Source organism: Pseudomonas sp. 8BK, from assembly GCF_902506475.1.
Taxonomy (GTDB): domain Bacteria; phylum Pseudomonadota; class Gammaproteobacteria; order Pseudomonadales; family Pseudomonadaceae; genus Aquipseudomonas; species Aquipseudomonas anguilliseptica.
The window spans coordinates 2,004,725-2,023,643 of sequence record NZ_LR733252.1 but is presented as its reverse complement, the minus strand read 5'-3'; the positions used below and the strand labels follow the sequence as shown (position 1 = coordinate 2,023,643).

Sequence of the window (18,919 nt, the reverse complement as noted above, 5' to 3'; positions counted from 1 at the left end):
GCCTGTCGATTTGCCATTCTGCCGTTCGACTACTTTATAGAACCCAGCTTTGGGTTTGCGGTCTGCCATTACATACCCGGACAACCCCCTGGCGGCAGGCTGATCAATCAATTACGCGAGGACAGCGGCATGCGTTTTATGGTGATAGTCAAGGCAACTGCAGATTCCGAAGCCGGCTTTATGCCCAGCGAGGAGCTGCTGACGGCGATGGGGCGTTACAACGAAGAGCTGGTTGAAGCGGGCGTGATGCTCGCCGGCGAAGGCCTGCAGCCCAGCAGCAAAGGCGCACGGGTGAAGTTCTCCGGCAGCCAGCGCAGCGTTACAGATGGGCCATTTATAGAAACCAAGGAGCTGATCGCCGGCTTCTGGATTTTCCAGGTGGCGTCTCTGGCGGAGTGTATCGAGTGGGTCAAGCGTTGCCCCAATCCGATGCCCGGCGACAGCGAAATCGAGATCCGGCAGATTTTCGAAGCCGAGGATTTTGGCGATGAATTCACCCCCGAGTTGCGCGAGCAGGAAGAACGCCTGCGTACGCGGCTTGAATCGTAAACCCCAGAAAACCGTACTAAGGAGAGTGCAAATGAAGATCCATGCCTATTTGATATTCGATGGTCAGTGCGAAGCGGCCTTTAATTACTACGCCGAGTGCCTGGGTGGCAGTCTGGGACTGATGCGTTTTGGCGAAAGCCCGGAAGCTGGCAATGTACCGGAGCAGTTTCACGACCGCGTAATGCATGTTTGCCTGACCATGGGCGACCAACTGCTGATGGCGTCCGACACCTTCCCGGGTATGCCGTATGAGGGCATCAAGGGCTGCTCGATATCCCTGCAGGTGGACAACGTGCCGGAGGCCGAGCGCCTGTACAAAGCGCTGTCGGCGGGCGGTTCGGTGCAGATGGAGTTGCAGCAGACCTTCTGGGCCACGCGCTTTGCCATGCTTACTGACCGTTTCGGCGTGAGCTGGATGATCAACTGCGATATTGACGCGCAGATGGGTTAGATGTGCAGGCTTGGCTCGGCGCAGCTGGCCTATGCAGCTGCGCCGTTGCCGCCTAGCCGACCAGCCCGAGGGCGCGGTCCAGTTGATCCTGCGGGTCGCTGACGGCGGTGAGAAATTCATCACCCCAGCGGCGGATGTCGTTGTAGTTGACGATATCGAACAGCTCACGCAGGCGTGCCTGGGCCTCCGCTTTGGGCATATTCAGCGCCACATAGCAGGTTTGCGTCATATCCACCGGGTCATGCGGGTTGGTCAGTAGCGCGCCTTTGAGCTCGGCGGCAGCGCCGGCAAACTCCGAAAGCACCAGCACGCCACGGCCATCCAGCAGGCCTTGAGCCGCGACAAACTCCTTGGCCACCAGGTTGAGGCCGTCGCGCAGTGGGGTAATCCACATCACGTCGGCCATGGCGTACCAGGCGCTGACTTCCTCAAATGGCAGGCTGCGGAAGAAGAACTGCAGCGGCGTCCAGCCAATGCGGGCAAAGCGGCCGTTGATGCGGCCCACGGCCTGTTCGATCTGCCCTTGCAGCTCGTCATAGATGGTCATTTCCTTGGCCGCCGGCACACAGACGGTGACCAGGGTGACCTTGCCCAGCAGCTCGGGGTTTTCTTCCAGCAGGCGCTCATAGGCGTTGAGCTTTTCCAGAATGCCCTTGGTGTAGTCGAGGCGTTCCACCGAGAGAATCAGTTTGACCCCAGCAAGTTCGCTACGCAGACGTTCCATCATTTCCCTGATCTTCGGTGCGGCCAGGGCGCTGCGTACTCGCTCGATATCCAGGCCCACCGGGTGGGCGCCGAGTTTGACCACGCGGTTGCCGGTATCCACGGCGGTGGTCATGCGCTCCAGGCCTACGGCGCAGCCATAGGTGATAAAGCGTGGCGCGCAGTTCTGCCTGCTGACGGTTTGCAGCGGCATCACGCCACGCGCGGCATCGACGAAGTTTTCCACCTGGCGCGGGATATGAAAGCCGATGTAGTCGCACTGCAGCAGGCTGCCGATGATCTGCCGGCGCCAGGGCAATACGTTGAACACATCCGCCGAGGGGAAGTAGGTGTGGTGAAAGAAGGCGATGCGCAGGTCCGGGCGCAGTTCGCGCAGGTAGCCGGGCACCATCCACAGGTTGTAGTCATGCAGCCAGACCGTGGCACCTTCAGCCGCTTCCAGGGCGGTGCGTTCGGCAAAGGCACGGTTGACCTTGAGGAACACCTGCCAGTCGTCCTCACGGAACTGCGCGCGCTCCCAGAAGGTGTGCAGGGTCGGCCAGAAGGCTTCCTTGGAGAAGCGCTTGTAGAAGATGTCGACCTCTTCCTTGCTCAGCGCCACGCGTGCGGCGGTCAGCTTTGGGTAGCGCTCGGCATCCACCGTGGTGTGGCTGTCGAAGGTCTCGCCGTTGTTAACGTCATGCTCGGCCCAGGCGACCCAGGAGCCGGCGCGACCGTCGCCGAAGAAACTCAATAGTGTGGGGATAATGCCGTTGGGTGAAGTCGGGCGGCGGCGTTGTAGCTTGCCATCTGCGCCACGGAACTCTTCATAGGGCAGGCGGTGGTAGACCATCACCAGATCGGCCTTGCCCGGGTCGGCGACTTGCTTGCCTTCGGCGGCGATGCCCTGTTTGCCGAGAAAGCCAAAGTGCACAAAGGCCTCAAGAATGCCGCCACACCCGGCGCGCTCGGCATGCAATACCCGCGAATATTGGCGGGTGGCCTGCAGCAGGCCGTCTTCGGATGCGCCTACACACACGCCCTTGAACTGGCCGTTGAGCATGGACAGGTCGTTGAGCGTGTCGCCAGCGGTCAGCACCTGGTCGTTGTCCAGTTCCAGCCAGTCGATCAGCGCCTGCAGGCTGCTGCCCTTGTTGACGCCCTTGGGCAGAAAATCCAGGTAGCGCTCGGCCGAATAGAGCAGATCGCAGCCCAGACTCTCTGCGACTTCCTGTAGCTCCGGGCTGGCCGCCTGTTCCGGGCTACAGAAGTACGAGCAGCGGCGCACCTGCGGTACGTCCTGGCGCTCCAGAGCAAAGCGTTCGATGGCGCTGGCAACCTGGCTGTCGCCGGGCCAGAGGGCGTCCACCGCGCTTTGCAGGGGCTGGATCGGCTGCAAGGTGTCGCCATGCACCAGGCTGGCGCCGACATCGGAGATGATGAAATCCGGTTGTGGCAGGGTCGGGTCTGCCAGCAGTGGCAGCACTGATTCCAGGCTGCGGCCAGTGACGTAAGCCAGGCGGATTTCCGGGTGGGCGGCGATGGTCTGATAGAGGCTCAGGCGATCCTTGGGATCGCCGCCGAGAAAGGTTCCATCGAGATCGGTGGCAAGTAACATGCGCTGTCTTCCTGTCCAGTTAAGTGGGTGCAGTGACGCGCCGACAAAGGCCGACGAGCTATGGGCGATTGCGCCATGGGGCGTTCGCCTCTTGGTTTACCCAGGCGTCTGCGGCGCCGGGTTGGGCGGGTCCTCATGTGAGTCAGGGGAGTCTGGGTCGTCTGTGGGCGGTGCATCGGGCATCAGTTCAAGCACCGTGTGGCTGGTACGCAGCATGGGCATAAAGTGCCCGGCGGGTGCACTGATCAGGTCACTGACATGGCGCAGGCGATACAGCGTGTAGGCCGCGAGCAGGCCGAGGGTGGCGGCGAAATACAAAGGCAGCGCCTGGGCGCCAAGGTGTTGCATCAGCAGACCGGCGAGCAGCGGGCCGCATACCGAGCCGATGCCATTGACCATCAGCAGGCTGCTGGAACCGGCGAGGACTTCATCGCTGTGCAGTTGGTCGATCAGCTGCGCCACGGCAATCGGGTAGATGGCAAAGGCCAAACCGCCCCAGATAAATATCAGCCCAAGCAGCAGGCGACCGGCCGGCAACAGGCTCATCAGCACGGCAACCACGACGGCCAACGCGACGACCCAGAACAGCACCAGGCGGCGGTCGTGTCTATCCGAATAGATACCAATCGGCCATTGCAGCAATGCGCCGCCGAGAATCGTGCTGCTCATCAGCAAACCCACGCCGGTGGCATCGAAGCCTTTCAGGCTGGCGTATACCGGCGCCATACCCCAGAACGCGCCGAGGGCCAGGCCGGATAAGCCCGCGGCGGCAATGGCCAGTGGTGCGATACCGACAATCTGGCGCAGGTTGGTGTGCAGGGTATCCGGCACACTGGGTTGAAGTTGGCGAGTCAGGGTAATGGGCATCAAGGCCGCGCTGATCAGAATCGCCGACAGCACGAACAACACGAAGTCACTTGGCGAGGCCAAGTTGAGCAGTTGCTGCGCGGCGGCCAGCGCACCGAGGTTGACTGCCATATACACGGCAAACACCTGGCCGCGCTTGTCGTTGGGTACCTGGGCGTTAAGCCAGCTCTCGATCACCATATACAGGCTGACCAACGCCAGGCCGTAGAGCACGCGCAGGCCCAACCAGACCCAAGGGTCGACGATCAGTACATGCAGCAGGGCGGTGATGGCGGCGAGGGCGGCGCAAAAGGCAAACGCACGAATATGCCCAACGCGGCGGACCAGCGGAATCGCCAGCCAGGTGCCAAGGAGAAAACCGACAAAGTACCCGGACATGATCAGGCCGAGCATCGAGGTGGAGTAGCCTTCGGCGACGCCACGCAGGGTCAGTAGAGTGTTGAGCAGACCATTGCCGAGGAGGAGTAACGCAACCCCACCGAGCAACGAGCTGATAGGGGCAATCAGGGACCACATGGCGACCTACCCTAGGGAACTATGCCGCTGAGTGCAAGCATGAAGGGTGCCAGTGCTTAGCCAGGTAACTAATTAAGTTATTGTTTTTAAATGGTTAATTTTATAGATAAACGGTCTTTTGATTTTTTCAGGTAGCGCTTGTGTGGGCACAAAGGGCGCTGAAAAGCCGTGTTGCACCAATACTGTTCGCGGCCAACGTCTAATTCTTCGCCGCTTTGCCAGGCTATCGCGAGCCGTTTGAGGGTTGCTTGTTGCTGTTTCAAGCGCTCGGTATGGCAAGCAGTGCGACAGGCTCCTGAGTTGAACCAGTCTGGTTGATCCGTTCCAGTAGTTGATTGATGGCTTGGCGATCACGGCTGTTGCTCAGATGCTGATCGGCAGTTTCCTGCACGCTGCGCACATGCCGCAGCAGATCGGTTTTCTGCGCTGCACGCAGTGGCTGGTAGAGCAGGTTCTTGAAGGCCTGCAGCAAACCGAGCAGCACACTGACATCACTGCAACCGTAGTGGCGAATGGGCCCGAACACCTGTTGCAGTAGCTCATCCAGCGAGAGTTCGTAATGCAGCAGGCGAGGCAGGTTATCGTCTGCCAGGGTGACATCCAGGTCCGGCAACGCCAGGCGCTTGCTGAACAACACGCTGAGCAGGTCGATGGCGGTAATCGCCGTGCCGGGGTCGTTGATGCCGGGACTGAGCGCCTTGACGGCGATTTCCGACATCTGTGTGCAGCCAAACAGGTAGTGGGTATGGGCGTATTCCTCTAGAAAGAAATCGAAGCAGTCGAGTAGCGCATCGCTGACTGTTGAATCGACCTCACGGTCGAGCTTGAACAGCGGCCGGCCACTCATCACGAAGAAACCGCGGTGGATCAGCACGGTCATGCGCAGATCGTGCTCGCACAGGATGCTGTTGATCGTGTTGACGTTGAGCTCTTTGAAATAACCGCTGCGTTGCGCGCAGACCTCCTGCCAGTTTTGTTCATCTGGCCAGTTGGGCAGATTGTCGATGGCGGCCAGCTTGGTTTCGCGCGCGGCGAGTTTGGCCAGGGTGGTGTGGTACAGATTGTTGAGGATGTACTCCACCTGAATCGAGCGGGAAATCGAGTGGATGAAATGCACAAACAGGCCGAGGCAGGCGATGCCCATCGCCAATGCCATCAGCACGCCGAGGCTGGGCACCTGGGTCGAGTGGTTCTGTTCAATTGTGGTGATCAGCAGCAGCGAGAAGAGGATGGTGCCGAGGTAGAAGCCCAGGGTCTTCTGATGGCTCTTGTCGCTGATCAGGCCTGGCACCACGCGTGGTGATAGCGCGGCGGCGGCATTATTGAGCACCACCATGACCATTGAGAAGCTGAACACCATCAGCGACAGGATGCCGCCGACCAGGGTGCCGAGAATCAAGCGAGCATTATCGGCATTGCGCACCAGGCCGACATCAATCTCAGCTTTGAGCGACATCATCCAGGGCTGGTACTCGATGCTCATGCTCAGCAGGCACAGAACGAAGAAGCCCGATGCGATCAGCGTCGGGTAGAGGGCCAGGCTGTGCAAGATGCGCTGGTACAGGCGAAAGGCGAAATTCAACAAGCGGGGCACGGTCGTCTCGGCGCGATGGGCGTGTGGCGACTATAGCAAGCTTGTCGGCACATGCTGCTACCTGAGCCCTGGAGCTACCGCTGCAGGGCTCAGGTAGGCGTCAGTCGCTACAAACGCGCGAAATGGCGCTGGCCAGCTGATCCAGGCGCTCGGCGTCCAACCCGGCCATATTCGCCCGGCCTGAGCCGACCATATACACACTGAACTCATCGCGCAGGCGCTGCACCTGAACCGGCGAGAGGCCGGTATAGGAAAACATCCCACGTTGCACTGCGATATGCGCAAAGCGCTCACTCAGGCCATACGGTTGCAGGGCTTCAATCAGGCCGGCGCGCAGGCTGGCGACACGCTGGCGCATGGCGTCCAGCTCGCTGACCCAAAGACTGTGCAGTTCACTGTCAGCCAGGATGTTGGCAACCACTGCCGCGCCGTGGGCTGGCGGGGTGGACCAGAGGTTTCGCGCGATAAACGCCAGCTGGCTGCGTACGTCCTGCAGCTTTGTCGCAGTCTCGGCGCAGACGATCAGTGCGCCAGTGCGCTCGCGGTACAGGCCGAAATTCTTCGAGCAGGAACTGGTGATCAGCAGTTCGGGCAGCTCGGCGGCAAACAGGCGCACGGCAAAGGCGTCCTGCTCCAGGCCGTCACCAAAACCCTGGTAGGCAAAATCGATCAGCGGCAGCAGCTCGCGAGCTTTGACCACTTCCAGCACGCGCTTCCAGTCTCGCGGGGTGAGGTCGAAACCGGTCGGGTTGTGGCAGCAGGCGTGCAGCAGCACCACGTCGCCTTTGGGTACGTGGGCGAGGGCGGCAATCATCGCTTCGACATTCAGCTGGTTGTCCGCGCCGACATAGGGGTAATGGCCAACCCGCAGGCCAGCGGCAGCAAAGATGCTTTCGTGGATTGGCCAGGTCGGGTCACTCAGCCAGATGCCACGGCCCGGCAGGCACTGAGCGATAAAGTCCGCGCACAGGCGCAGTGCACCGGTGCCGCCAGGTGTCTGGGTGGCACCCGCTCGTTCGGCCAGCAGCGGGCTGTCCACACCCAGCACCAGCTGGCTGAGCAGGCTGGCAAACAGTGGGTCGCCATGGCCGCCGATATAACTCTTGGTGGTTTCGCTTTCCACCAGCCGCTGTTCGGCGAGCTTTACCGCGCGCGGAATTGGGGTCAGGCCTTGGGCGTCCTTGTACACACCCACGCCGAGGTCGAGCTTGGCTGGGTTGCGGTCAGCGCGGTAGGCGTCCATCAGACCGAGAATCGGGTCGCCGGGTACGCTGCTGATGCTCTGGAAATGGCTCACTTGCGGCCCTCGGCATCAGCGGCCAGCACATCGGTGCGTGCGGCCATGATGAAGTCGTTACGGTGCAGGCCGCGCATCTCATGACTCCACCAGGTCACAGTGACTTTGCCCCACTCGGTGAGCAGTGCCGGATGGTGGCCGACTTCCTCGGCAATTGCTCCGACCGCGTTGGTAAAGGCCAGGGCATGACGGAAGGTGCGGAACAGGTACACCCGCTCCAGCTCCATATGGTCGCCGCGCACTTCGATATTCCAGTCCGGGATTTCGCTGATCAGTTCGGCCAGCTCTTCATCGCTGACTTTTGGTGCATCGGCGCGGCAGGCTTCGCATTGGGCTTGGGCAAGGCTCATGGGGTTCTCCTGAATATAAGATCTTGTAGGGTGGACATGCGTAGCTTGTCCACCGTGTGTGGGCGTGATGAGTGTGCCCTGCGGCATGTCCACGTTACGCCGCTTTCGGCGGAAACTTCGGCGCATGTAAACCCAGGCGCATGGCTTGCTGCGCCATGGCCATGATGTCTTCGTGGGCCAGTTCGAACAGGCGCTTGAGTTCGGGCAGTACGAAATACAGTGGCTGCAGGATGTCGATGCGATACGGCGTGCGCATGGCCTCGATCGGATCGAAAGCCAGGTGCTGCGGCGTATCGGACAGGCAGTAGAGGGTTTCTTTCGGTGAGGAGAGGATGCCGCCGCCGTAGATCCGCTGACCCTGGCTGGTGTCGAGCAGACCGAACTCGATGGTCAGCCAGTACAGGCGCGCCAGGTACACGCGCTCTTCCTTGCTCGCCGCTAAGCCGAGTTTGCCGTAGGTGTGGGTGAATTCGGCGAACCAGGGGTTGGTCAGCAGCGGACAGTGGCCAAAGATCTCGTGGAAGATGTCCGGTTCCTGCAGGTAGTCCAGCTCCTCAGGCGTGCGGATAAAGGTCGCGACCGGGAATTGCTTGCTGGCCAGCAGTTCGAAGAAGGTCTGGAAGGGAATCAGCGCCGGCACCCGGGCCACGCGCCAGCCGGTGGTGGCTTGCAGTACCTGGTTGATCTCACCGAGCTGCGGAATACGCTCATGGGGCAGGCCGAGCTGCTCGATGCCATCCAGGTATTCCTGGCAGGCGCGACCCTCGATCACCTTGAGCTGGCGAGTGATCAGGGTATTCCACACCTGATGCTCGGCCTCCGGGTAATGGATAAAGCCACTGTCATCCGGTTCGCGAGCCAGGTATTGCGTGCTCTTCATCGCTGCCTCCTGCTGGGGCTTTGTTGTTTTATTTGATTCAGAAATACGCCAGCCCGTGCGGTTATGCAGCCCAGGCCTGGATCAGATGCGGGAGGAAAGGGTCGTTATTTCGTAAAGAAATGGTTACGTGGTCGGCGGCGCGGCGAACTATCGTCTTGCTGCTGCGCTAATCTGTCACATATTCTTGACGAATAATCCGCCGCCAGTGTCGATTTTTTCGCGCAACGGCCCAATAAGAAGCCTGATCAGAGCCCTGCCATGCGTATCAAAGTCCACTGCCAGAACCGAATTGGCATCCTGCGCGACATCCTCAACCTGCTGGTCGAATACGGCATCAACGTCGCCCGTGGCGAGGTCGGTGGCGAGCAGGGCAACGCCATCTACCTGCACTGCCCGAACCTGATCAACCTGCAGTTCCAATCGCTGCGGCCCAAGTTCGAGGCGATTTCCGGGGTGTTCGGCGTCAAACGTGTCGGCCTGATGCCCAGTGAGCGCCGCCATCTGGAACTGAATGCGCTGCTCGGCGCGCTGGATTTCCCGGTGCTGTCGATCGATATGGGCGGTAGCATCGTTGCAGCCAACCGCAGCGCGGCGCAGCTGCTTGGTGTGCGGGTGGATGAAGTACCGGGGATTCCGCTGTCGCGTTATGCCGAGGATTTCGACCTGCCCGAGCTGGTGCGTGCCAACAAATCGCGGATCAATGGCTTGCGGGTGAAAGTGAAAGGCGATGTGTTTCTCGCTGATATCGCGCCGCTGCAAACCGAGCATGAAGAGAGTGATGCCATGGCCGGTGCGGTGTTGACCTTGCACCGCGCGGATCGTGTGGGTGAGCGCATCTACAACGTGCGCAAGCAGGAGCTGCGCGGCTTTGATTCGATCTTCCAGAGCTCCAAGGTGATGGCCGCCGTGGTGCGCGAAGCGCGGCGCATGGCCCCTCTGGATGCGCCATTGCTGATCGAAGGCGAAACTGGCACCGGCAAGGAGTTGCTGGCGCGCGCCTGTCACCTGGCCAGCCCGCGCGGGCAGTCGCCGTTTATGGCGCTGAACTGCGCCGGTTTGCCGGAATCCATGGCCGAAACCGAGCTGTTTGGCTACGGCCCTGGTGCCTTCGAAGGCGCGCGCCCGGAGGGCAAACTCGGCCTGCTGGAACTGACGGCCGGCGGCACGCTGTTTCTCGATGGTGTCGGCGAGATGAGCCCGCGCCTGCAGGCCAAGCTGCTGCGTTTTCTCCAGGATGGCTGCTTCCGCCGCGTGGGCAGTGACGAGGAGGTTTACCTGGATGTGCGGGTGATCTGCGCCACTCAGGTGGATCTGTCCGAGCTGTGTGCCAAGGGCGAGTTTCGTCAGGATCTGTACCACCGCCTCAACGTACTCAGTCTGCATATTCCGCCTTTGCGCGAATGCCTGGATGGCTTGCCGCCGCTGGTAGAACATTTTCTCGATCAAGCCAGCCGGCAGATTGGTTGCCCGCTGCCCAAACTCGCGCCGCAGGTGCTGGACAAACTTGGCCATTACCACTGGCCGGGTAACGTGCGTCAGTTGGAAAACGTGCTGTTTCAGGCCGTTTCCCTGTGCGATGGCGGGTTGGTCAAGGGCGAACATATCCGCCTGCCTGACTACGGCGCGCCACAGCCGCTGGGCGAGTTTTCCGTGGAAGGCGGGCTGGATGAAATTCTCGGGCGTTTCGAAAAGGCCGTGCTGGAGCGCCTGTTCCACGACCACCCGAGCAGCCGTCAGCTGGGCAAGCGCCTCGGTGTGTCGCACACCACCATCGCCAACAAGCTGCGCCAACATGGCCTTGGGAAGGAGTAGGGGCTTTAGCCGCAAGGGCTGTTCGCAGTTTCCAACCCTCTACTGGGTCAGCCCGCTGCCGAAAATTTAGCGCTAGAGTGTGCTGAAGCAGCCCCTGACCCGATGGACCCGCAGCAAGGATTGCCATGCCCAGCATAAACCGCAGTGATGCCCAGCAACGTGCCGATGAGATCGGCGTTTTCAACCGCGAATTGGCGCGCCTTGAGGCCGAGCAGGTGTTGCGCCTGAGTGACAGCCAGCGCGCCAGTCTGCATGGCTACCAGCAACGGCTGCTCAACAGCTACCTGGCGGCCTTCGATATTGATCACGACATCCAGGCCCGGCAGCTGTCATTGGGCATGCGTATCGCCTCGTTTCTTGGCGCGCTGGCGTTGGCGGCCAGTGTGTTTTTTCTGTTCTATCAATTCTGGGGTTTGTTCGGTGCCCGGAGCCAGGTGGCGATTCTGCTGACCGCGAGCATCGCCTCGTTCGGTTTGACGCTGTGGGTGCAACGCCTCGATAGCTCGGGCTACTTCAGCAAGTTGGCGGCGCTGGTGGCCTTTACCTGCTTTGTGCTGAACATCGTCATGCTTGGGCAGATCTTCAATATCACTCCCTCGAACAACGCCTTGCTGCCCTGGGCGCTCTACGCGCTGTTGCTGGCCTATGCCTGTGGTGCGCGCTTGCTACTGGCGGCCGGGCTTAGCTGTTTGCTGGCTTTTGTCGCGGCGCGAATTGGTAGCTGGGATGGTATCTACTGGCTGGGGTTTGCTCAGCGGCCGGAAAACTTCATCCTGCCGGCACTGCTGATCTTTACACTGCCACTGCTGATTGATCAGCGCCGTTTCGATGGCTTTGCCGTGATCTACCGGATATTTGGCCTGCTCGGGGTGTTTGTGCCGGTACTGGTGCTGGCGCACTGGGGGGCCGGCAGTTACTTCGACTATCCGCCTGAATACCTCGAGAATGCCTACCATATCGGCGGCTTTATCCTCGCGGCGCTGGTGATCTGGCTAGGCGTGCGCCGTGGCTGGGCGGATGTGGTGAACACCGGGCTGAGTTTCTTTGTGATTTTTCTCTACACCAAGCTGTTCGACTGGTGGTGGGAGAGCATGCCCAAGTACCTGTTCTTCCTGGTGCTGGGCCTGAGTGCAGTGCTGATTCTGCTGGTGCTGCGGCGTCTGCGTAGCCGCCATGGCTTGCTGGGAGGTGGGCAATGAACGGGGTGCGTGCACGTTATCTGGTTGCCGGCCTGGCGCTGATTGGCGTGGTCAACGCCATCGCCCTGGCGGGTGTGGCCTGGAATCGCCAGCCGCCTGAAGACAGCCGCCTGCAACTGTCCGAGCGCGAGCTTGCCGCGACCTACGCCTATTGGCGCAAGGACAACAGCAGCCTGGCGCTGCGTCTGGATTACCGCTGGCCGAGTCAAGCGGATGATGATCACTACTACCTGTCGATCAGTGCCGAGAAGATGGCGGAGCTGGGCTTCCACGTACCTACTGAACTGAACGAGCAGACAGTGCGGCGCTATCGTCGTCAGCTGGACCGTGATGCGTTGCTGGTGTTGGAACTCGATGGCCCAGCCTATCAGCGTGAAGTCGCGCTGCTGGTTGCCGCTCATGCCGAGGCTTTGCGCCTGCAGAAGTCGGTGCCGGACAGCAAAGAGCTGCGCGAGGCGGCCCAGCATGCTGCTAATGCGCTGGACTATGAGCGGCGGCGCGCCAGTCGCTTGCTGGTGGTCGATGTCGGAATGGATCAGCAGGTACTGCGCGCGCGTTACCCGGATCGTACGCGCTACGCCATTGTGCGCAGCATCATCGAGGTGCAGGCCAGCAGCGTGGCGACTGACTGGGATGGAAAGGGCGATGACCCGCGCCCGAATAACCAGCGCTGGACATGGCAGCTCGGCGGTTCGGCCGAAACCCCTGGGGTGCAGAGTCTGAATCTGCCGCAGCGCTGGCATGCGACGTTCGACAGCCTGCCGCAGCAGAATGAGCAGCTCGCAGTTGATTATCTGAGTGATCAGAAACTGTTTACTGCTGATGTTGCCTTCGGCCGGAGGCTGGAGCCCTGGTTTGTTGATTTAAGTGCTCGGCAGGTGAGCGCGCCGCAGCCTACGACCAAGGTGCAATAGCTCAACATAGTGTGATGGGCGAGAGTGGCGGCGTTCCAATCCTGCGTGGTTTGGATGCAAGCGTTTCTCCATTCCTCTCCCTGGAATGATTTGGGTGGGCGGTCAGATGACCGCCTTTTTTTTGCGTGCGATTTACCTCTGCAACCATGGTCGTAGAGCGTTAAGACCATGGTCGAATGGCTCAAAGGTGGGGGCCTGGCTACAAAATGGCGCATAGAACAACAACTACCCACTGAGGTGTTTCTGATGAGTGCTGCGTCCTTGTATCCCGTGCGCCCTGAGGTGGCGGCCCAGTCGCTGACTGATGAAGCCACCTATAAAGCCATGTACCAGCAGTCGGTGATCAACCCTGACGGCTTCTGGCGTGAGCAGGCTCAGCGCCTGGACTGGATCAAGCCGTTCACCAAGGTCAAACAGACCTCTTTCGACGATCACCACGTCGATATCAAATGGTTTGCCGACGGCACCCTCAACGTTTCCTACAACTGCCTGGACCGTCACCTGGAAGAGCGTGGCGATCAGGTGGCGATCATCTGGGAAGGCGATGACCCGTCCGAGCATGAGGAAATCACCTACCGCCAGCTGCACGAACAAGTCTGCAAGTTCGCCAACGCCCTGCGTGGCCAGGACGTGCACCGTGGCGATGTGGTGACCATCTATATGCCGATGATTCCGCAGGCGGTGGTGGCGATGTTGGCCTGTACCCGTATCGGCGCGATTCACTCGGTGGTGTTCGGTGGTTTCTCCCCGGAAGCACTGGCCGGCCGTATCATCGACTGCCAGTCCAAGGTGGTGATCACCGCCGATGAAGGCCTGCGCGGCGGCAAGAAAACCCCACTGAAAGCCAACGTTGATGACGCTCTGACCAACCCGGAAACCAGCAGCGTGCAGAAAGTCATCGTCTGCAAGCGCACCGCCAGCCCGATCAAGTGGAACCAGCACCGCGACATCTGGTACGAAGACCTGATGGCCGTGGCGTCCAGCCATTGCGCGCCGAAAGAAATGGGCGCCGAAGAGGCGCTGTTTATCCTTTACACCTCAGGGTCCACCGGTAAGCCGAAAGGCGTGCAGCACACCACTGGCGGGTACCTGGTGTATGCCGCGCTGACCCATGAGCGGGTGTTTGACTACAAGCCAGGCGATATCTACTGGTGCACCGCCGATGTGGGCTGGGTTACCGGCCACAGCTATATCGTTTACGGCCCGCTGGCCAATGGTGCGACCACGCTGCTGTTCGAGGGCATCCCGAACTACCCGGATATCACCCGTGTGTCGAAGATCATCGACAAGCACAAGGTCAATATCCTCTACACCGCACCGACCGCGATCCGCGCCATGATGGCCCAGGGTGATGCGGCGGTGGCCGGTGCCGATGGTTCCAGCCTGCGCCTGCTTGGCTCTGTCGGTGAGCCGATCAACCCGGAAGCCTGGAGCTGGTACTACAAGACTGTCGGTAAAGAGCGTTGCCCGATTGTCGATACCTGGTGGCAGACCGAAACCGGCGGCATTCTGATCAGCCCGCTGCCGGGCGCTACGGCGCTCAAGCCAGGTTCGGCGACCCGCCCGTTCTTCGGCGTGCAACCGGCGCTGGTGGACAACCTGGGTAACCTGATCGAGGGTGCGGCCGAAGGCAACCTGGTGATCATCGATTCCTGGCCGGGTCAGGCGCGTACTTTGTACGGCGATCACGACCGTTTCGTTGATACCTACTTCAAGACTTTCAAGGGTATGTACTTCACCGGTGACGGTGCGCGCCGCGATGAAGACGGTTACTACTGGATTACCGGTCGGGTTGACGATGTACTCAACGTGTCGGGCCACCGTATGGGCACCGCCGAGATCGAAAGCGCCATGGTTGCTCATCCGAGAGTTGCCGAGGCCGCCGTGGTTGGTGTGCCGCATGACATCAAAGGGCAGGGCATCTATGTCTATGTCACCTTGAATGGCGGCGAGCAGCCATCCGAGCAATTGCGCCAGGAGTTGAAAAACTGGGTGCGCAAGGAAATCGGTCCGATTGCCTCACCGGACGTGATTCAGTGGGCCCCAGGCCTGCCGAAAACCCGCTCGGGCAAGATCATGCGCCGTATCCTGCGCAAGATCGCAACCGCCGAATACGATGCACTCGGCGACATCTCCACGCTGGCCGATCCTGGCGTGGTGCAGCACCTTATCGACACTCACCGCGAGATGCAGGCTGCCTGACTTCGGTTGAAGCGCCTGTAAGCAACGCCCTGTCCGGCCACAAGCCGGGCAGGGCGTTGTGCTTTGTGTGGTGTTATCGATTTTCATCTGGGTATTTACTTGTCACTTAGGCGTAACAACGCGCACTTTTATGGGGTGTGCGGGAACGTTTTGCGCCAGGATGGCGCATTGTTCGGTGTAGCTGTGAAAATAAAAACCACCATCAGGCCGCGAAAATAAAGGCTTTGTTAAAGATGGGCGCGTTAATTGCTTTAACCAATGGTTAACTGTCTTTTCTGTCTCTGCATAAAACCCAGGGGCTGTCAATATCCTCGCTATACCCGTCCGGGCCTTTTGTAATTACTTGTCGCATTGAAGAAATATCGACTTTCGAGCTGTCGCTAGAATGCCGCTCACCCGGCTGGGGCCGTCTGGCTTCTGCGCAGCGCGCAGCTTGGCGGTGACTCACTACAATTCATGCAAGGCTGGATGCATACCCGAACAATCTCTGCCAACCGATGCCATTCCCATTCGAAGGAGTCACAAAATGAAGAAGATTGCACTTCTCGGCGCACTGGCGCTGTCCATGCTGTCGCCGCTGGCCATGGCTGAAGAGGCTAAGCCTCTGCGTATCGGTATCGAAGCGGCTTACCCGCCGTTCGCCTTCAAAACCCCTGAAGGTGCTATCAGCGGTTTTGACTACGACATCGGCGTCGCTCTGTGCGAAGAGATGAAAGTGGAATGCAAATGGATCGAGCAGGAATTCGACGGCCTGATCCCAGCCCTGAAAGTGCGCAAGTTCGACGCCGTGCTGTCGTCCATGAGCATCACCGAAGACCGCTTGAAGTCGGTCGATTTCACCAAGAAGTACTACCACACTCCGGGCAAGCTGGCGATGAAGGCCGGCACCGTGATCAACGATCCATTGGTCGACCTCAAGGGCAAGAAAGTCGGTGTGCAGCGCTCGTCGATCTACGATCGTCATGCCAGTGATGAGTTCGAGCCAGCAGGCGTTGAAGTCGTGCGTTACAGCTCGCAGAACGAAGCTTTCCTCGACCTAGCTTCCGGTCGTATAGACGCGACCCTGGCCGACGTGGTCAATATCGACGAAGGCTTTATCAAGACTGACGCAGGCAAAGGCTTCGCCCTGGTAGGCCCGGACTTCACCCAAGAGAAGTACTACGGCCATGGCGCCGGTATCGCCGTGCGCAAGGGCGACAAGGAACTGGCGGACAAGATCAGCAGCGCCATTGATGCCATTCGCGCCAACGGCAAGTACAAGGAACTGCAAGACAAGTACTTCGACTTCAACGTCTACGGCGACTGATTGAGTTCGCTCAGTCGCTTTCACTGAAAGTGGCGCAAGCTGGCTATACCCTGAAGCTTGCGCCACTTTCCCGTTGTACTCCCAGGCGCCGCCCGGCGTTTGCATGAGGTAAGCAGAGCATGCTCAACGGCTACGGCTCGACCATTCTAGAGGGTGCCTGGCTCACCCTGATTCTGGCGTTGACGTCGATGGCAGTGGCCATCGTGTTAGGGCTTCTGGGTGCGGCGTTTCGCCTGTCGCCGATCAAGTGGCTGGCGCTGCTGGGTGAAACCTACGCCACGGTCATCCGCGGGATTCCCGACCTGGTGCTGATCCTGCTGATCTTCTACGGCGGTCAGGACATGGTTAACCGTCTGGCGCCGATGCTCGGCTATGACGACTACATCGACATCAACCCCTTTATTGCCGGCGTGTTCACCATGGGTTTCATCTTTGGTGCTTACCTGTCGGAGACCTTTCGCGGGGCTTTTATGGCCATCCCCAAAGGTCAGGCCGAAGCCGGTGCGGCTTACGGTATGAGTGGTATACAGGTGTTCTTCCGCATCCTGGTGCCGCAGATGATTCGCTTCGCCATTCCTGGGTTCACCAACAACTGGCTGGTGCTGACCAAGGCTACCGCGCTGATTTCCGTGGTCGGTCTGCAGGACATGATGTTCAAGGCAAAAAGTGCTGCCGATGCCACCCGTGAGCCATTCACCTTCTACCTGGCCGTTGCGGCCCTGTATCTGGTGCTGACCAGCGTGTCGCTGCTGGCTTTGCGTTACCTAGAAAAACGTTACTCGGTCGGCATCAAAGCCGCTGATCTGTAAGCGGGGAGCGCAGCGATGATTTTTGACTACAACGTAATTCTGGAGAACCTGCCGCTGTACTTTGGCGGCGTACTGGTCACCCTGAAAATTCTGCTGATTTCCCTGGCGTGCGGTCTGGCCCTGGCCATCCCTCTGGGTTTGATGCGTGTCTCCAAGTCGGCCCTGGTCAACTTTCCGGCCTGGCTTTACACCTATGTGATTCGCGGCACACCGATGTTGGTGCAGCTGTTTCTCATCTATTACGGCTTGGCGCAGTTCGAAACCGTGCGTGAGAGCGTGCTGTGGCCCTATTTCTCCAGCGCTACCTTCTGCGCCTGCCTGGCATTTGCCATCAACACCAGCGCCTATAGCGCGGAGATTCTCGCCGGCAGCCTCAAGGCCACGCCGCATGGTGAGATCGAGGCAGCCAAGGCCATGGGTATGTCGCGCTTCAAACTGTATCGCCGCATCCTGCTGCCCTCGGCGCTGCGCCGCGCACTGCCGCAGTACAGCAACGAAGTGATCATGATGCTGCACACTACATCGCTGGCCTCGATCGTCACCCTGATCGATATCACTGGCGCAGCACGTACCGTCAGCTCGCAGTACTACCTGCCGTTCGAGGCGTTTATCACTGCCGGCCTGTTCTACCTGTGCCTGACCTTTATCCTCGTACGCCTGTTCAAACTGGCCGAACGCCGCTGGCTGGCCTACCTGGCCCCGCGCAAGGCCTGAGGAACAGAGCATGCAGCGTATCGATCATCCACTGCCCTGGGGCTGCCCCGGCACCGAACGCCGCTTGAGTGTCTTCCGCTTCGGCCAGGGGCCGTGCAAGGCTTATATCCAGGCCTCGCTGCATGCTGATGAGTTGCCGGGCATGCGCGTGGCGGTTGAACTCAAGCGCCGCTTGCGCCAGCTGGAAGCCCAGGGGCGTTTGACTGGGGTGATCGAGCTGGTGCCCGTGGCCAACCCGATTGGCCTGGGGCAGATGTTCCAGGCGACTCATCAGGGCCGTTTTGAGATGGGCAGCGGGAAGAACTTCAACCGCGATTTCTTTGACCTGGCTGCCGCCATCGTGCCGGCGCTGGAAGGCTGCCTGGGCAGTGACGGCCCGAGTAATGTGCGACTGATTCGCACGGCCATGCTCGCTGCACTGGAGGCCTTGCCTCCCGCAGGTTCGGAGCTGCAAGGCATGCAGCGCCTGTTGCTGAAACATGCCTGCGATGCCGATGTGGTGCTCGATCTGCACTGTGATTTTGATGCTGCAGTGCACCTGTACCTGCTGCCACAGCAGTGGCCGCAACTGCGCTCGCTGGCTGCACGGATGCAGGCCGGTGCGGCGCTGACCGTCGAGGATTCCGGCGGCAGCTCATTCGATGAAGCCTGTGCTTTGCCCTGGGTGCATCTGGCCCGGCAATTTCCTCAGGCGGCTGTGCCGTTGGCCTGCCTGGCAGTAACAGTCGAGCTGGGCGGCATGGCCGATACCGGCAAACCCGACGCCGAGGTCAGTGCCGAAAGCATTCTGGCGTTCCTCGCCGAACAGGGGCTGATTGCCGGTGACTGGCCCCCCGCGCCCGCCGACAGCTGCGAGGCCACGCCGTTTGATGGCGCGCAATACGCCTATGCCCCGCATGTCGGGGTGGTGAGTTTTCTGCAGCCGGTGGGTGCGCAAGTTAAGGCCGGCGACCCCTTGTTTGAAGTGATCGATCCTCTGGATGATCGCCACACAACTGTCTGTGCCGCTACAGATGGTGTGCTCTATGCGCGCGAGCGGTTGCGTTTTGCTCAGCCCGGTTTGTGGCTGGCCAAGGTGGCCGGTCGTACCCCAATTCGCCAGGGTCGCTTGCTCAGCGACTGATTCAAGAGAGTGGAAA

The 18,919-nt window shown here is 60.2% G+C and carries 16 protein-coding genes; 10 read left to right on the top strand and 6 right to left on the bottom strand.

The annotated features are described in order from the left end of the window. Positions 1-129: 129 nt before the first annotated feature. Entirely contained in the window at positions 130-549 is a 420-nt protein-coding gene (locus ACIN8IBEIGE_RS09255) for a YciI family protein (RefSeq protein ID WP_160014382.1), read from the top strand. Positions 550-580: 31 nt separating this feature from the next. Next, positions 581-1,000 carry a VOC family protein gene (locus ACIN8IBEIGE_RS09250; protein ID WP_160014381.1) on the top strand — a complete coding sequence of 140 codons (420 nt, stop codon included), beginning with the start codon at positions 581-583 and terminating at the stop codon, positions 998-1,000. A gap of 52 nt (positions 1,001-1,052) precedes the next feature. On the opposite strand, the gene ggpS is transcribed toward ACIN8IBEIGE_RS09250, so the two are convergent. The 6 genes from ggpS to phhA form a co-directional block, all read right to left on the bottom strand. After that, complete coding sequence (gene ggpS / locus ACIN8IBEIGE_RS09245) at positions 1,053-3,320, bottom strand: glucosylglycerol-phosphate synthase (protein WP_160014380.1); 2,268 nt, start codon at positions 3,318-3,320, stop codon at positions 1,053-1,055. 96 nt (positions 3,321-3,416) lie between these two features. Then, entirely contained in the window at positions 3,417-4,703 is a 1,287-nt protein-coding gene (locus tag ACIN8IBEIGE_RS09240; protein WP_160014379.1) for an MFS transporter, read from the bottom strand. A 259-nt stretch (positions 4,704-4,962) separates the two neighbouring features. After that, positions 4,963-6,297, bottom strand: a complete 1,335-nt coding sequence (locus ACIN8IBEIGE_RS09235) for a DUF2254 domain-containing protein (protein ID WP_160014378.1) — start codon at positions 6,295-6,297, stop codon at positions 4,963-4,965. A 100-nt stretch (positions 6,298-6,397) separates the two neighbouring features. Then, positions 6,398-7,594 carry an amino acid aminotransferase gene (locus ACIN8IBEIGE_RS09230; RefSeq protein WP_160014377.1) on the bottom strand — a complete coding sequence of 399 codons (1,197 nt, stop codon included), beginning with the start codon at positions 7,592-7,594 and terminating at the stop codon, positions 6,398-6,400. Further along, positions 7,591-7,944, bottom strand: a complete 354-nt coding sequence (locus ACIN8IBEIGE_RS09225; protein WP_160014376.1) for a 4a-hydroxytetrahydrobiopterin dehydratase — start codon at positions 7,942-7,944, stop codon at positions 7,591-7,593. The genes ACIN8IBEIGE_RS09230 and ACIN8IBEIGE_RS09225 overlap by 4 nt, the downstream gene beginning before the upstream one ends. Positions 7,945-8,038: 94 nt before the next feature. Beyond that, the gene (gene phhA / locus ACIN8IBEIGE_RS09220; protein ID WP_160014375.1) at positions 8,039-8,824 is read right to left on the bottom strand and encodes a phenylalanine 4-monooxygenase; all 786 of its coding nucleotides are present in this window, start codon (positions 8,822-8,824) and stop codon (positions 8,039-8,041) included. 258 nt (positions 8,825-9,082) lie between these two features. On the opposite strand from phhA, the gene ACIN8IBEIGE_RS09215 reads away from it, so the two are divergent. From ACIN8IBEIGE_RS09215 to ACIN8IBEIGE_RS09180, 8 genes are all read left to right on the top strand, one after another. Further along, positions 9,083-10,636, top strand: coding sequence for a sigma-54-dependent transcriptional regulator (locus tag ACIN8IBEIGE_RS09215; protein ID WP_090386612.1), 1,554 nt, complete (start codon positions 9,083-9,085; stop codon positions 10,634-10,636). Positions 10,637-10,761: 125 nt separating this feature from the next. Further along, complete coding sequence (locus ACIN8IBEIGE_RS09210) at positions 10,762-11,835, top strand: DUF2157 domain-containing protein (RefSeq protein ID WP_160014374.1); 1,074 nt, start codon at positions 10,762-10,764, stop codon at positions 11,833-11,835. Further along, positions 11,832-12,749 (top strand): DUF4824 family protein, encoded by a 918-nt coding sequence (locus ACIN8IBEIGE_RS09205; protein ID WP_160014373.1) that lies wholly within the window; start codon positions 11,832-11,834, stop codon positions 12,747-12,749. The genes ACIN8IBEIGE_RS09210 and ACIN8IBEIGE_RS09205 overlap by 4 nt, the downstream gene beginning before the upstream one ends. Before the next feature lie 246 nt (positions 12,750-12,995). Beyond that, positions 12,996-14,951 carry an acetate--CoA ligase gene (gene acs, locus ACIN8IBEIGE_RS09200; protein ID WP_160014372.1) on the top strand — a complete coding sequence of 652 codons (1,956 nt, stop codon included), beginning with the start codon at positions 12,996-12,998 and terminating at the stop codon, positions 14,949-14,951. 526 nt (positions 14,952-15,477) lie between these two features. Continuing rightward, positions 15,478-16,257 (top strand): ABC transporter substrate-binding protein, encoded by a 780-nt coding sequence (locus ACIN8IBEIGE_RS09195; RefSeq protein ID WP_160014371.1) that lies wholly within the window; start codon positions 15,478-15,480, stop codon positions 16,255-16,257. A gap of 119 nt (positions 16,258-16,376) precedes the next feature. Next, complete coding sequence (locus ACIN8IBEIGE_RS09190) at positions 16,377-17,066, top strand: ABC transporter permease (protein WP_090386600.1); 690 nt, start codon at positions 16,377-16,379, stop codon at positions 17,064-17,066. Between the two features lie 15 nt (positions 17,067-17,081). Next, on the top strand, positions 17,082-17,780 hold the full coding sequence (locus ACIN8IBEIGE_RS09185) for an ABC transporter permease (protein ID WP_160014370.1): 699 nt from the start codon (positions 17,082-17,084) through the stop codon (positions 17,778-17,780). A 10-nt stretch (positions 17,781-17,790) separates the two neighbouring features. Further along, positions 17,791-18,903: a succinylglutamate desuccinylase/aspartoacylase family protein gene (locus ACIN8IBEIGE_RS09180; RefSeq protein WP_160014369.1), complete on the top strand. Its 1,113-nt coding sequence runs from the start codon at positions 17,791-17,793 to the stop codon at positions 18,901-18,903. Positions 18,904-18,919 lie beyond the last annotated feature (16 nt).